14 protein-coding genes and 1 tRNA gene are annotated in these 13,253 nt (G+C 56.3%); all 15 read right to left on the bottom strand.

Annotation, left to right across the window (positions count from 1 at the left end; genetic code table 11):
- Window positions 1-9: 9 nt before the first annotated feature.
- The gene (gene nuoL / locus HH1059_RS05375) at window positions 10-1,980 is read right to left on the bottom strand and encodes an NADH-quinone oxidoreductase subunit L (protein ID WP_096410351.1); all 1,971 of its coding nucleotides are present in this window, start codon (window positions 1,978-1,980) and stop codon (window positions 10-12) included.
- A gap of 18 nt (window positions 1,981-1,998) precedes the next feature.
- Window positions 1,999-2,304, bottom strand: coding sequence for an NADH-quinone oxidoreductase subunit NuoK (nuoK, locus tag HH1059_RS05370; RefSeq protein ID WP_096409063.1), 306 nt, complete (start codon window positions 2,302-2,304; stop codon window positions 1,999-2,001).
- Between the two features lie 49 nt (window positions 2,305-2,353).
- Window positions 2,354-2,962 carry an NADH-quinone oxidoreductase subunit J gene (locus HH1059_RS05365; RefSeq protein WP_096409061.1) on the bottom strand — a complete coding sequence of 203 codons (609 nt, stop codon included), beginning with the start codon at window positions 2,960-2,962 and terminating at the stop codon, window positions 2,354-2,356.
- Window positions 2,963-2,980: 18 nt separating this feature from the next.
- A complete protein-coding gene (nuoI, locus tag HH1059_RS05360; protein ID WP_096409060.1) occupies window positions 2,981-3,469 on the bottom strand; it encodes an NADH-quinone oxidoreductase subunit NuoI in 489 nt (162 codons plus the stop codon).
- Window positions 3,466-4,494, bottom strand: coding sequence for an NADH-quinone oxidoreductase subunit NuoH (nuoH, locus tag HH1059_RS05355; protein ID WP_096409058.1), 1,029 nt, complete (start codon window positions 4,492-4,494; stop codon window positions 3,466-3,468). The genes nuoI and nuoH overlap by 4 nt, the downstream gene beginning before the upstream one ends.
- A gap of 25 nt (window positions 4,495-4,519) precedes the next feature.
- A complete protein-coding gene (gene nuoG / locus HH1059_RS05350) occupies window positions 4,520-6,979 on the bottom strand; it encodes an NADH-quinone oxidoreductase subunit NuoG (protein WP_096409057.1) in 2,460 nt (819 codons plus the stop codon).
- On the bottom strand, window positions 6,976-8,256 hold the full coding sequence (gene nuoF / locus HH1059_RS05345; protein ID WP_096409055.1) for an NADH-quinone oxidoreductase subunit NuoF: 1,281 nt from the start codon (window positions 8,254-8,256) through the stop codon (window positions 6,976-6,978). The genes nuoG and nuoF overlap by 4 nt, the downstream gene beginning before the upstream one ends.
- Window positions 8,257-8,277: 21 nt before the next feature.
- Window positions 8,278-8,790, bottom strand: coding sequence for an NADH-quinone oxidoreductase subunit NuoE family protein (locus tag HH1059_RS05340; RefSeq protein WP_096409054.1), 513 nt, complete (start codon window positions 8,788-8,790; stop codon window positions 8,278-8,280).
- Window positions 8,787-10,040 carry an NADH-quinone oxidoreductase subunit D gene (locus tag HH1059_RS05335; RefSeq protein ID WP_096409052.1) on the bottom strand — a complete coding sequence of 418 codons (1,254 nt, stop codon included), beginning with the start codon at window positions 10,038-10,040 and terminating at the stop codon, window positions 8,787-8,789. The genes HH1059_RS05340 and HH1059_RS05335 overlap by 4 nt, the downstream gene beginning before the upstream one ends.
- Window positions 10,033-10,770, bottom strand: a complete 738-nt coding sequence (locus HH1059_RS05330; protein ID WP_096409051.1) for an NADH-quinone oxidoreductase subunit C — start codon at window positions 10,768-10,770, stop codon at window positions 10,033-10,035. Before HH1059_RS05330 ends, HH1059_RS05335 begins: the two co-directional genes overlap by 8 nt.
- 10 nt (window positions 10,771-10,780) lie before the next feature.
- Window positions 10,781-11,257: a NuoB/complex I 20 kDa subunit family protein gene (locus HH1059_RS05325; protein ID WP_096409049.1), complete on the bottom strand. Its 477-nt coding sequence runs from the start codon at window positions 11,255-11,257 to the stop codon at window positions 10,781-10,783.
- Window positions 11,248-11,604, bottom strand: coding sequence for an NADH-quinone oxidoreductase subunit A (locus HH1059_RS05320; protein ID WP_096409048.1), 357 nt, complete (start codon window positions 11,602-11,604; stop codon window positions 11,248-11,250). The genes HH1059_RS05325 and HH1059_RS05320 overlap by 10 nt, the downstream gene beginning before the upstream one ends.
- A gap of 263 nt (window positions 11,605-11,867) precedes the next feature.
- Window positions 11,868-12,449, bottom strand: coding sequence for an NnrU family protein (locus HH1059_RS05315; protein ID WP_162549375.1), 582 nt, complete (start codon window positions 12,447-12,449; stop codon window positions 11,868-11,870).
- 58 nt (window positions 12,450-12,507) lie between these two features.
- Window positions 12,508-12,592 (bottom strand) — tRNA-Leu (locus tag HH1059_RS05310).
- Window positions 12,593-12,684: 92 nt separating this feature from the next.
- The gene (secG, locus tag HH1059_RS05305) at window positions 12,685-13,251 is read right to left on the bottom strand and encodes a preprotein translocase subunit SecG (RefSeq protein WP_096409044.1); all 567 of its coding nucleotides are present in this window, start codon (window positions 13,249-13,251) and stop codon (window positions 12,685-12,687) included.
- Between the last annotated feature and the right edge of the window lie 2 nt (window positions 13,252-13,253).

Below are 13,253 nucleotides of genomic sequence, written 5' to 3'. Positions count from 1 at the left end.
AGTCTCGTCTTAGACGAGCAACGTGCGCACTACAAAAAGTGTGATCAGCAGCAGGACGCCGATGACCATGACAAAAGCGTAGTGGTACAGATAACCGGTCTGCGCTTGACGAACACCTGCGGCCAGGCGACCAACCAAACGCGCCGAGCCATTAACCAACGCGCCATCAATAATCCACCGCTCGCCAACCGTCGATAAAAGGCGTGCCACTGCCCTGCCACCACCGGCAAAGCCCTGGATGTAAAGCCAATCGAAACCGTACTTATGCTCAAGCAGACGCTGAACAGGCAACAGCGGAGCAGTAACCCGCGCCCGCCATTCCGGCCTCTTGAGATATAGCAACCAGGCCACCAGGAAACCGCCTAACGCCAAATAAGGCACCGGAGTAGCAAAGGCGTGAGCGATAAAGCCCATGATACCGGTATAGCCCTCGGCCAGCCTGGCCAAGCCATGCTCTGTAGCCAGCACCTGGATCGAGCCATCAACCTTGAAGAAATCACCCACCACCATCGGCGCAAAGGTGAACAGCCCGATAAATATCGACGGTACTGCCAACAGGATTAACGGCCAGGTGACCACCCGCGGACTTTCATGCAAGTGCTCGCGGGCATGGGCATCAACGCGCTCCTCGCCATGAAAGACCATGAACAGCAGCCTAAAGCTATACAAGGCGGTTACGAAGACCCCCAGCACCAGCAGCCAATAAGCGAATACCGCCCAACCGCCGGCACTATAGCCAACCGCGGCGATCACGGCCTCTTTAGAGAAGAACCCGGAAAAGCCAGGGAATCCAACCAAGGCCAAGGTACCGATCAGCATGGTGACGTAGGTGATCGGCATGTACTTAGCCAGTCCGCCCATCTTGCGCATATCCTGCTCATGGTGCAGCGCAACAATCACCGATCCGGCGGCGAGGAACAACAGCGCCTTGAAAAAGGCGTGAGTAAACAGGTGATAGACACCGGCGGCGTAGGCGGAGACGCCAAGGGCGGCGGTCATGTAGCCAAGCTGTGAGAGTGTTGAGTAGGCAACTACGCGCTTGATGTCATTCTGCACCAAGCCAATAAGGCCCATAAAGAAGGCTGTCAAAGCCCCCACTACTAACACCACAGTAAGCGCTACGCTTGACAACTCAAAGACCGGCGAAAGCCGCGCTACTAGGAAGATGCCGGCAGTAACCATGGTCGCCGCGTGGATCAGCGCCGAGATCGGCGTCGGACCCTCCATGGAGTCGGGTAGCCAGACGTGGAGCGGCACCTGAGCAGACTTGCCCATACAGCCAATGAATATGAGTACACAGGCAACAGTTATCAGGCTCCACTCAGCGGCACCGAATACGTTCAAGGTCAGCTCGGCGCTCTGCTCGATAGCCGCAAATAGCTCGCCGTAATGCAGTGTGCCGTAGGCGCCAGCGAGGACGGCGATGCCGAGCAGTAGACCCAGATCCCCTACCCGGTTGACCAGAAAGGCCTTAAGATTGGCAAATATCGCGCTCTCGCGCGTATACCAGAAGCCGATCAGCAGATAGGAGACCAGCCCTACCGCTTCCCAAGCGAAAAACAGCTGCAGCAGGTTATTCGCCATAACCAGCATCAGCATGGCGAAGGTGAACAGCGAGATATAGCTGAAAAAGCGCTGATAACCGGGATCGTCGTGCATGTATCCGATGGTGTAGATATGCACCATCAAGGCCACGAATGTCACCGTGGCCATCATCACCGCCGTGAGACGATCGACGAGAAACCCTATCTCGAAGCTAAGATCACCGACTGCCGCCCAGGTATAGATAGTGAAATCTACCGGCTCGAGGCTACCGCGCACCAAGCCGGCTAGGACCCAAAAAGAGAGCAGCGTAGCGATCCCCACTGCGCTGATGGTTACCCAATGTGCCCCGGAACGGCCTATCCAAGGTCCACCGATGCCGGCAATAATTGAGGCAACAAGCGGCAGCAGGACTATGGCTAACAGAATCGGTTCCATCATAACCTGATCCATGGCTTACCCCCTCATAGCATCCATGGCGGCGACGTTGATATCACCGCGTGATCTGAAGAGCACGACTACTATCGCCAACCCGATAGCAACCTCTGCCGCCGCTACTGTGAGGATGAAGAAGACAAAGATCTGCCCAGCCAAATCCTCAAGATAGGCGGAGAAACCGATGAAGTTGATGTTCACAGCGAGCAGAATCAGCTCAATGCACATCAGCAACAAAATAACGTTTTTGCGGTTTATGAAGATCCCCGCCACACCGAGGCTGAAGAGCAGTGCCCCTAGGATCAGGTAATTGGAGAGCTCGATCATTGGGCCTTCCCGCTTATATTCATTGTTGGTTGAATACGCCTCGAACCGCTCATTCTGACGAGCGCCTCCGGTCTTTGCGCCCCATTTGTACTAAGCGCAGGCGCTGCTCTTTGCGCGCCGAGAGCTGCTTAGGCACATCCTGACGAGCAGTATCCGGCCGGCGGCGCATGGTCAATGAGATGGCAGCGACTATCGCAACGAGGAGAATCACCGCAGCTATCTCGAATGGATAGACGTAGACCGTGTAGAGCACCTCGCCTATGGCGCGGATGTTGTTGACATCGGCCGATGGCTCGGGAATAAAGCCACCGACCAGGTCAACCTGCTCTGAGAGGATCACCACAACCAGTTGCACGAACATTAACACGGCCACTAGCAGCCCTACCGGCAAGTATCTAGCAAAGCCCTCGCGCATTACGGCGGTATTTATGTCGAGCATCATCAGCACGAACATAAACAGCACCATCACTGCTCCGACATAGACCACTATCAAGGCAAGGCCGAGAAACTCGGCGCCGGAGAGCACCCAAATAATCGCCGCATTAAAAAAGGCCAAGACCAGAAATAAGGCGGCGTGCACTGGGTTACGGACACTAATGACCATCGTTGCCGCGAACAGCAACACGCCGGCAAAGATGTAGAAAATTATCTGTTCCATCGTCAGTACCGCCCTCGCTTATCGGTATGGCGCGTCGACGGCGCGATCTGCCGCGATCTGACTCTCATACTGATCGCCCATATGCAGCAACTTCTGTTTATCTATCACCCGCTCACTACTCTGTTCAGCGTGATAAGTATCTAAACGGGTCAACACTATTGAATCTACCGGGCAAGACTCTTCACAGAAACCGCAATAGATACACTTGAACATATCCACTTCGTAGCGGGTTGTACGCCGTGTCCCATCCTCGCGCTGGTGCGATTCGATGGTTATTGCCTGCGCCGGACATACCACTTCGCAGAGCTTGCAGGCAATGCAGCGCTCCTCGCCATTCGGATAGCGGCGCAAAGCCAGATGGCCCCTAAAGCGCGGTGACTTCGGCGCGCGCTCCTCGGGGAATTCCAGGGTGATGCTGCGGTTAATAAAGTGCCGCCCGGTAAGGCGCATCCCGCGCAACAACTCCACCAGGAAAAAGCTTCGCAAGTAATCGCTTAGCGGCCTCATGTGCTCACTCCATCAAACCAGGGGCCGACGCCGACATAGATAAGGCCGGCAAGCACCACCAGCCATACCACTGTCACTGGGATCAAAACCTTCCAGCCCAGGCGCATCAACTGATCATAACGATAGCGCGGGAAGGTAGCGCGGAACCACAGATAGCAGAAGGCAAAGAAAGCTGTCTTAAGCAGTACCCATACCGTCCCCGGCACCCAGTCGAAGGCCGGCCCCAGTACCGGCAACCCCTCAAAAGGTGAATACCAACCACCGAGGAAGAAGGTCGCCGCCAGGATCGAGATAAGCAGCATATTGGCGTATTCGGCCAAAAAGAATATGGCAAAGGCCATACCTGAGTACTCGACGTGGAAGCCGGCGACAATCTCCGACTCACCCTCGGCTATATCGAACGGTGACCGGTTCGTCTCTGCTACACCGGAGATCCAATAGACGATAAACAGGGGGAGCAGAGGCAGCCAGAACCACTCCCAGAACGGCCCGGCTTGAGCCTCAACGATACCGCCCATATTCATAGTTCCGGCAGCCATTAAAACACCGACTAAGGCGAATCCGAGGGCTATCTCGTAAGAGACGACCTGCGCCGAGGCCCGTAAAGTGCCCAGCAGGGCGTATTTAGAGTTGGAAGCCCACCCGGCAAGCAGCAGGCCGTATATACCCAATGAGGTCATTGCCAGGATGTAGAGAGCCCCGGCATTGATAGCGGCTACCGCCATCCCCTCGCCGAAAGGCACCACCGCCCAGGCTGCCAGGGCAGGCATGATGGCCATGGTCGGCGCAATCAAAAACAGTACGCGGTTGGCGTTGCTCGGAACCGTGATCTCCTTGAACAGGAGCTTCAGGGCATCAGCAATGGGTTGGAGTAGCCCCGCATATCCCACCCGGTTAGGGCCACGCCGATCCTGCATATAGCCTATAACACGCCGCTCAACATAGGTGTAATAAGCCACAGCTATGAACAGCGGTATCAATATGGCCCAGATCTTGGCGGAATGCCACAAAAGTGTCTCGAACATGCCCTTGATCGTCCTTTGCTGCCGCCTAGAGCGCTTCTATGGTCACGGTCCCGTAAGCCGGGCCGAGCGGCGCCCGCTCAGCAAGCCCTGCCGGGATCCAAGCCGTACCCGCGGGGATATGTGAGCAAACGGTTAGCGGCAACTCAAGTGCCGCGCCGTTAGCCCGCACCCTAACCGGGGTGACCTGATCTGTGTTTACCCCTAGCTGCCGGGCCGTCTGCGGCGCGACAGCTACTCCCAGGGCCCCGGCTATTGGGGCCTGCTGCAGCGGCGCTGAGCGCCGAACCAAAGGATCGCCTGAATAGATGGGCACGTCTCCTCCCAGCGCCAGGCAATTTGTTTGTTTGCTTTTATTCTTTTCATTCCGCTTATGGTCCTGCTTAGTATCACTAGATGTGGCTTGTTTTGAAGCCTGCAAAGCATCTACCGGATATTGCGCTGCGGGAGTGATATCACGACACTTGCCCGCTATCTCTGCATGAACTTGGGCAATATCCTCGTAATCAAAACCATCCAACTCAAGCACAGTACCCAGGGCCCGCCAAATGCGCCACCCCGGCCTAGCCTGGGCATAGGGTTTGGCGACGCCGCGAATGCTCTGCCAAGCCCCTTCATTGTTGACGTAAGTACCAGCTGTCTCGCCAAACGCCGCCGCCGGCAAAAGCAGGTCGGCAACCTCGCGCAGACGCTCATCGGCAAAGGTGGTTATTGCCACCACGTGATCAGCCTGCTCCAGCGCTGCGCGGCCCGCTGCCGGATCCCATAGATCGTTATCCGGCTCCACGTTAAAGAGCAGATAAGCGCGCAAACCGGCGCGCAGCATCTGATTAGCGGCGAGTCCTTGCCTTGCCGAACTAGCACCACCTACCCTGCGATGAGGCAACGCACCAGCTAACCATCCACCAACGCTATTAGCCGCCTCTGCAAGCACCCCAAAGCGGGATCGACTCCACTCACCGATAAGGCTACCTAGGGCCCGCAGAGTAGCGGCCTGAGGATGGCTCATAGCCAGATTGCCAAGCAGTACGCTAGATTGTTGGCCATCGAGCAAGCGCTGCGCTATATCTCGCGCCGCATCAGTTACCTTGATCTGGCCTATCTCAGCACCGAGGTGCTGGGGAAGCTTCTGTTGGCGCTTTTCAGCTAGGGCCTGCGCCACACCTGCTAGCTCCGCGAGGAGTTTATCGGGGGCAACGGCGAGTTCTCTTGCCAAATCAAAGTTCCAGTCAAAGCCGCGCGGGTTGATCGCCATAACATCACCACCAGCCTGCGCTGCCTTACGCAGCCGGTGGTTGATCAGTGGCTGTTCATGACGCGGATAACTACCAATCAAAAGTATCGCCGCAGAGTCCTGAAGATCCGCTATTGATTGGCCGAGATAGGGATACACCGGGGCTGAGTCCTGATCGCGGACATCGACCTCGCGCAGCCGGTGATCGACATTGGCCGAACCTATTTGATGTAGCAGTTGCCCACCCAGGTAGAGTTCCTCGAGAGTCGCACTCGGGGCGATGAGCCCGCCGATCGACTCCGGGCCATGGTTATCAATCACCTCGCGCAGCCTGGCAGCGGCGATATTTACCGCCTCACCCCAGTCTATCTCCTGCCAGCGGCCGTCGCGTTTCACCTGCGGATTAGCAAGACGTTGTGGCGAGTTAAGCCCCTCTATGCCAAAGCGGTCACGGTCACTGATCCAGTTCTCATTGATGGTATCGCAAACCCGCGGCACCGCCCGCACCACCCTACCCTGGAATGTATGTAGCTGGAGCTGCGAGCCAACGCCGTCGTGCGGCGATACCGCAGGGAAGCTGAGCAACTCCCAGGGACGAGCACGGAAGCGGAAAGGCTTGTTGGTCAGCGCCCCGACCGGACACAAGTCGACGATATTAGCTGACAGTTCAGACTGCAGGTGTTTACCGGTATAGGTTGATATTTGCAGCTTCTCACCGCGGTTCATGCCACCTAAATCCGGCTCTCCGGCAATCTCATCAAGAAACCGAATACACCGTGTACAGTGGATGCAACGGGTCATCTCAGTGGCTACCAGTGGACCAAGGTCCTCATCGGCAACCACGCGCTTACCTTCATTAAAACGCGACAACCCGCTACCGTAGCCAACCGATTGATCCTGCAGTTCACACTCACCGCCCTGATCGCAGATCGGGCAGTCGAGGGGGTGGTTGATGAGCAGGAACTCCATTACCCCACGCTGGGCGTTAAATACCCGCTGCGATTGAGTTGTTACCTTCATGCCATCGGCTACCGGCGTCGCGCAAGCCGGCATCAACTTAGGGGCCCGCTCCACCTCTACCAGGCACATCCGGCAGCTGGCTACCACTGAGAGATGGCGATGGTAGCAAAACCGCGGCACATGGATGCCTACCCTATCCGCCGCCTCGATCAGTTGCTCACCCTTGCGCGCCTCCACCGAGCGACCGTCGATCTCGATGGTGACAGTATCTACGCTCTCTGCGCTGGAGCTCATGCTGCAGCCTCCACAACCGACCTTCCATGCATGATGTAGTGCTCAAACTCATTGCGAAAATGCTTTAGGAAGCTCTGTACCGGCATGGCTGCAGCATCTCCGAATGCACAAATGGTATGACCGGCAATCTGCTCGGCGACCGCATCGAGCTTATCCAAGTCCTCAAAGCGCCCATTGCCCTCGACAATGCGCATCAGAGTGCGATAGAGCCAGCCAGTCCCCTCGCGGCAAGGCGTACACTGACCACATGATTCGGCGTAGTAGAAACGCGCAATCCTGGCCAAAGCCCTGACCATATCAGTAGTCTCATCCATGACTATGACCGCACCTGAGCCGAGCATTGAACCGGCGTGCTGGAGGCTATCGTAGTCCATGTTGGTTGCTAGCATGGCCTCTCCGGGCACTACCGGTGTCGAACTGCCTCCCGGGATCACCGCCTTTAACCGACGACCACCGCGTACCCCGCCAGCCATATCCAAAAGCTCCCGGAACGGGGTGCCCATGGGGATTTCAAAGTTGCCGGGTTTTTCAACATGCCCCGAGACGCAAAATATCTTCTCGCCACCATTGTTGGGCTTACCAAGATTGAGAAACCACTCTGCGCCATTGCGGATAACCGCGGGCACCGAGGCTAGGGTCTCGGTGTTATTTATGGTAGTTGGCTTGCCATACACCCCGTACTGCGCGGGGAATGGCGGCTTATAGCGCGGCTGGCCTTTCTTACCCTCAAGGGACTCCATTAGTGCCGATTCTTCACCGCAGATGTACGCACCGGCACCATAGTGGTTATAAAGCTGAAAGCTGAACCCGGATTCAAGGATGTTATCGCCTAGATAACCGGCCTGGCGCGCTTCGGCAACGGCCTTTTCCATGCGCTCAAAAGGCTCATGATGGAATTCACCGCGCATATAGTTATAACCGATGCTCGCCCCCATGGCGTAGCCGGCGATGACCATGCCTTCGACGACCGCGTGTGGGTTGAAGCGCAAAATATCGCGATCCTTGCAAGTGCCCGGCTCGGATTCATCCGAATTACAAACCAAATACTTTTGTACTTGGCTCTCACGAGGCATGAAGCCCCACTTTATCCCCGGGGGGAATCCTGCACCGCCGCGCCCTCGCAAACCACTCTGCTTTACTTGGTCGATGACCTCAGCTGCTGGCATCTTACCTTTGAGCACCTTCTCCAAGGCCTGATAACCGCCGACCTTACGGTAGTTCTCCAGGCTCCAGGGCTGCTCGTAGCCGAGGGTAGTGAAGCACACTTGATTGACCATGGCTCCTCCGCGCCCCGCCGGTTAGCTCAACCCGTCGAGGATCTCGTCGATCCGCTCACGGGTAAGATGGGTGTAATAGTGACCATCGACGACCATCATCGGCGCTCCAACACAGCCGGCTAGGCACTCCTCCTCACGCACCAGGGTGATCCTACCATCTGCTGTCGTCTCACCCTGTCGAATCCCTAAGCGCTGCTCGGCGTAGGCCACCAAATCATCGGCGCCATTGAGCCAGCAGGAGATATTGGTACAGATATTGACCTTGTGCCTACCGGTCGGCCGGTCAAGATGGAACATAGAGTAGAAGGTAGCAACCTCGAAGGCCTCTACCCGCGGCATACCGATATAATCAGCTACTGCCTCAACGTGGTTACGCTCCAGATAGCCGCCATTATCATCCTGCATTATGTGCAAAGCAGGGATTATCGCTGATTTTCGCCCACTACTATCACTTGGATACTGAGCTAACCACTTATCGATGCGCTGGCGCTGATCGGCACTCAGCAGCTCAACCTGCTCTGTCTCCTGACTCACCTATCCACCTCCCCGAAGACCACATCAAGCGAGCCGATCAAAGTAACCACATCTGCCAACATATAGCCACGTATCATTTCATCCATCCCCGCTAGGTGGTAATAACAAGGCGGCCTTATCTTGAGTCGGTAAGGCTTATTGGCCCCATCCGAGATAATATATGTAGCGAATTCACCCTTAGGCGCCTCAACCGCAGCGTAGACCTCTCCCGGTGGCGGGCAGTACCCCTCACTGTAATGCTTGAAGTGATGGATCAGCCCCTCCATGTCATCTTTCATCCGCTCACGCGAGGGAGGCACAACCTTCGGGTCATCAATACGAACCGGCCCGGGGTTATCACGCAGCCAATCAACACACTGTTTGATAATCCGATTCGATTGGCGCATCTCCTCAACTCGGACCAAATAACGGTCGTAGCTATCGCCATTAGTTCCTACCGGGATATCAAAATCAAGCTCGTCATAGACGGCATAAGGCTGCGTTTTACGCAGATCCCACTCCACCCCTGAGCCACGCAGCATAGCCCCAGTAAAGCCTAGGGACAGTGCCCGCTCTGCCGAGATAGGACAGACATCTACTAGGCGCTGCTTCCAGATCCGGTTATCGGTCAGCAGCGTCTCATACTCATCAACACAATGGGGGAAGCGCTCAGTGAAGTCATCAAGAAAATCGAGCAACGAGCCTTCTCGAGCTCGGTTCATCTCACGTAGCTCTTTATCGCTACGATATGGTGAAGCCTCATAACGCGGCATCTGATCGGGCAGATCGCGATTGACGCCTCCTGGGCGATAATAGGTGGCATGCATGCGCGTCCCGGAGACGGCTTCGTAAACGTCCATCAGATCTTCGCGCTCGCGGAACGCATAGAGAAATGCGCTCATCGCGCCGACATCTAGCCCGTGGCTGCCCAACCACATCAAGTGGTTGAGGATACGGGTGACCTCATCAAGCATTACCCTAATGTACTGAGCTCGACGCGGTGGCTCGATGTCGAGCAGCTTCTCAATGGCACGCACATAGCCGTGCTCGCTGCAAAGCATGGAGACGTAATCAAGCCGATCCATATAACCGATCGACTGATTATACGGTTTGGTCTCGGCAAGCTTCTCAGTCGCCCGGTGCAACAAGCCTATATGGGGGTCGGCGCGCTTGACTACCTCGCCATCCATCTCCAGCACTAGGCGCAGCACACCGTGCGCCGCCGGGTGCTGCGGTCCGAAGTTGATTGTGTAGCTCTGAAACTCAGTCATTCCCTTGCCCCTCCTGAGCCGAACCGCGAGACTGCTGCTGGCGATTATCGTCACGTATCACTCGCGGAGTGAGAACACGTGGCTCAATCTGCACCGGCACATAGACAACACGCCCCTTATCCTCATCAAAATAGGGTTCGACATCACCTATCATCGGGAAGTCCTTGCGGAAGGGGTGGCCGACAAACCCGTAGTCGGTGAGAATCCGGCGCAAATCTGGGTGGCCTTCAAAGATGATCCCATAAAGGTCGAAGGCCTCTCGCTCAGGCCAGTTTGCTGATCCCCAAACCTCCACCAACGAGGGTATCACCGGGAAATCGTCATCAGTAGCAAAGCAACGGGCCCGAAGCCGGTGGCCGTGCTTTAAGGAGAGCAGGTGGTAGACAGCTGCCAGGCGTCGGCCGGTGTTTTCGGTTATCGGCTGCAGGCCGTAAATACCGGTTCGTCCTAATCGACCTACGCCCGGATCGGTTACTCCACGACTAAAACCGGTACTACTCGCCTGCTCTGTTGTCCATTCATCCTGACCATAGGTGGCATAATCAACCCCGGCGACATCTATCAACTGCTCGAAGTGCCACTGCGGGGCATCGCGCAATTCGCGCATTATGGCAACAAGACTCTCCGGCGCCACCTCAATTGTAACCTCGCCATACTCAACCTTGCTCGCGAGGATCTGGCTTGCAAATTGCTCGCATAGCTGCTCACAAAGAATATCGGGCTCGGCCATGGAATCTCCCTCAGCGCGCAATGGTATCCGTCCGGCGAATCTTGTTTTGGAGTTGGAGGATCCCGTAATACAGGGCTTCCGCCGTAGGTGGGCAACCCGGGACGTAAATATCAACCGGCACTATCCGATCACAGCCGCGAGTCACTGAATAAGAGTAGTGGTAGTACCCACCACCATTGGCACATGAACCCATGGATATTACCCACTTAGGCTCGGGCATCTGATCGTAGACCTTGCGCAAAGCGGGTGCCATCTTATTGCACAAGGTTCCAGCCACAATCATCACATCCGACTGGCGGGGACTCGGCCGGAAGATCAAGCCATTCCTATCCCAGTCGTAGCGTGGGGCAGCCACGTGCATCATTTCAACCGCACAGCAGGCCAGACCAAACGTCACCGGCCAAAGTGAACCGGTACGCGACCAATTGATCAATGCATCAGCCGTCGTGGTTACATAGCCACGCTCAAGCAGGCCTTCTACTCCCATTCCAGTGCCCCTTTCTGCCACTCGTAGAGGAGACCTATAACCAGCAGGCCAACAAATACACCCATTGCAGCTATGCCAAACAGGCCTATATCTTCAAGCACTATAGCCCACGGGAAAAGGAAGGCGATCTCCAGATCAAAGAGAATGAAAAGCAGCGCCACTAGATAGTAACGCACATCGAATTTCATTCGTGAGTCTTCAAAGGCGTCGAAGCCACACTCGTAAGGGGCCTGCTTCTCAGGTCCAGCCCGCCGCGGCCCGAGCACAAAGCCGGCAACCAGCGGCAGAACTCCAAACACGAGCCCGACGACTATGAACATTAAGACCGGCAGATATTCTTCTAGCATTATTTTACGCTGCTCCGATCCTGCTTGAGCTGGTGGCGCACCGTGCTCCACCGCATTTTAAGGTGTATGGAGTTTACGGAGCCCCGGGACTCCCTGTCAACCAGAATTTTTTTGTAACTTCCTGACTAATAAAGAGTTATAGTTACAAAAAAAGATCCTGACGCTCTTGCGGTCAGCATAACCAAACAATATACCGGGGTCGAGCATCTCGCGCAGGCAGCTACTCTACCAGCGTTGACCCAAATAGGCTGTCTCTTATCTATTCAGCGGAAGGCAGGCACGCCGAACAAGAAATGATGCAAAAAGAAGACGAAGGCAAGGTAGGCAACTAGCCCGGCAAATATAGCAACCCCATCCAGAGCCATCCGACCGTCACTGAAACTGGCACCAGCGGCGAGATCGCGCCGCCGCAGACTTATAAACTCGGCACTAGCCCACAACATAAACAACCCATAGAGGGCCAAGTCTGCAGGCCGCCCTCCAGTGGCGATGAGATGAACCAGGGCCCAAACGGCCACTCCGGCTACCAGAGGGTGGCCAAGCCGATGGTGGATCTGGCTGCCCCGCACAAAGGCTGCCGCAACCAAGATAAATGAGAAGAGCATCAACGTGCCCAGGATGGGATCTAACCAGGCGGGGGCTGCCCACAGTGGATTTTGCTCGGGGTAAGAGAGAGAGTAACCGATCACAAGCAGGACAAGCCCCGCCAGCGAGGTCAGGGCCATCATGCCCTTCCAGCGCTGTTCTCCCAAGCGCTCAATTTGGACTGCCCGCCACCCCGGGACCAGGAGCCGGGAACTGTGCGCCCCCAGGAAGAGAACCAAGCCTACTATCAGGGTCGCCATAGCCATGTTCAAAGGACTCAGGACTCCACCTGGATAAATAAACCACAGTCAAGATATCTGGTGCCGAAGGCCGGACTCGAACCGGCACGGCTTGCGCCACCGCCCCCTCAAGACGGCGTGTCTACCAATTCCACCACTTCGGCATTTATCTTATGCTAAGCGCCACAAACACATCGGCTTAGCGAATGCGCATATTACCAATCGCCTGAGCTAATCTCAAGCAGAAAAACTGCCCCTACTCTTCTGCAGGCTCCTCGGGCGCTACGTCACCCTCGGGCGCCGGGGCAGCCGGGGCCTCAGGGGCAACATCCCCGTCCTCCGCTGGCTCCTCCGGGGCTTCTGGTGCCTCTGCTGGAGCCTCCGGGGCCTCTTCTGCTGGTTCCTCAGGAACCTGTTCAGGAGCCTCCGGGGCCTCATCCGCCGCATCTGCTGGCTCGTCAGGGGCTTGCGCTGGCTCGCCGGGAGCATCAGGAGCATCAGGCGAATCTGGCGCCTCCGGGGCCTCGCTAGCCGGCAGCTCTTCCACGTCCGGTTCATCTCCAATGACTGAAGGATCCTGACCCATCCCGATGCCGCGAGTCGCCATTACTGCTAGAGATAAACTAGTGACAAAAAAGAGGGTTCCTAGCGAAGCGATGAGCTTGGTCATGAACGTCGCCGCACCAGCCGAGCCGAATACCGTACTGGAGGCTCCACTGCCAAACGCGGCACCCATATCGGCGCCTTTCCCTTGATTGAGTAATACCAGTACAACTAGCACTACGGCGATAACGACGTGTACGGCGAGAACTGCTTCGAACATGA

This window comes from Halorhodospira halochloris, assembly GCF_002356555.2.
GTDB classification, from domain to species: Bacteria; Pseudomonadota; Gammaproteobacteria; order Nitrococcales; family Halorhodospiraceae; genus Halorhodospira; species Halorhodospira halochloris.
This window is presented reverse-complemented; position numbering and strand designations above follow the sequence as displayed.

Bases quoted from the DNA above. Each gene is read 5' to 3' on its own strand.
- nuoL (WP_096410351.1), bottom strand. From the start codon at position 1,980: ATGGAACCGATTCTGTTAGCCATAGTCCTGCTGCCGCTTGTTGCCTCA.
- nuoK (WP_096409063.1), bottom strand. From the start codon at position 2,304: ATGATCGAGCTCTCCAATTACCTGATCCTAGGGGCACTGCTCTTCAGC.
- HH1059_RS05365 (WP_096409061.1), bottom strand. From the start codon at position 2,962: ATGGAACAGATAATTTTCTACATCTTTGCCGGCGTGTTGCTGTTCGCG.
- nuoI (WP_096409060.1), bottom strand. From the start codon at position 3,469: ATGAGGCCGCTAAGCGATTACTTGCGAAGCTTTTTCCTGGTGGAGTTG.
- nuoH (WP_096409058.1), bottom strand. From the start codon at position 4,494: ATGTTCGAGACACTTTTGTGGCATTCCGCCAAGATCTGGGCCATATTG.
- nuoG (WP_096409057.1), bottom strand. From the start codon at position 6,979: ATGAGCTCCAGCGCAGAGAGCGTAGATACTGTCACCATCGAGATCGAC.
- nuoF (WP_096409055.1), bottom strand. From the start codon at position 8,256: ATGGTCAATCAAGTGTGCTTCACTACCCTCGGCTACGAGCAGCCCTGG.
- HH1059_RS05335 (WP_096409052.1), bottom strand. From the start codon at position 10,040: ATGACTGAGTTTCAGAGCTACACAATCAACTTCGGACCGCAGCACCCG.
- HH1059_RS05330 (WP_096409051.1), bottom strand. From the start codon at position 10,770: ATGGCCGAGCCCGATATTCTTTGTGAGCAGCTATGCGAGCAATTTGCA.
- HH1059_RS05325 (WP_096409049.1), bottom strand. From the start codon at position 11,257: ATGGGAGTAGAAGGCCTGCTTGAGCGTGGCTATGTAACCACGACGGCT.
- HH1059_RS05320 (WP_096409048.1), bottom strand. From the start codon at position 11,604: ATGCTAGAAGAATATCTGCCGGTCTTAATGTTCATAGTCGTCGGGCTC.
- HH1059_RS05315 (WP_162549375.1), bottom strand. From the start codon at position 12,449: ATGGCGACCCTGATAGTAGGCTTGGTTCTCTTCCTGGGGGCGCACAGT.
- secG (WP_096409044.1), bottom strand. From the start codon at position 13,251: ATGTTCGAAGCAGTTCTCGCCGTACACGTCGTTATCGCCGTAGTGCTA.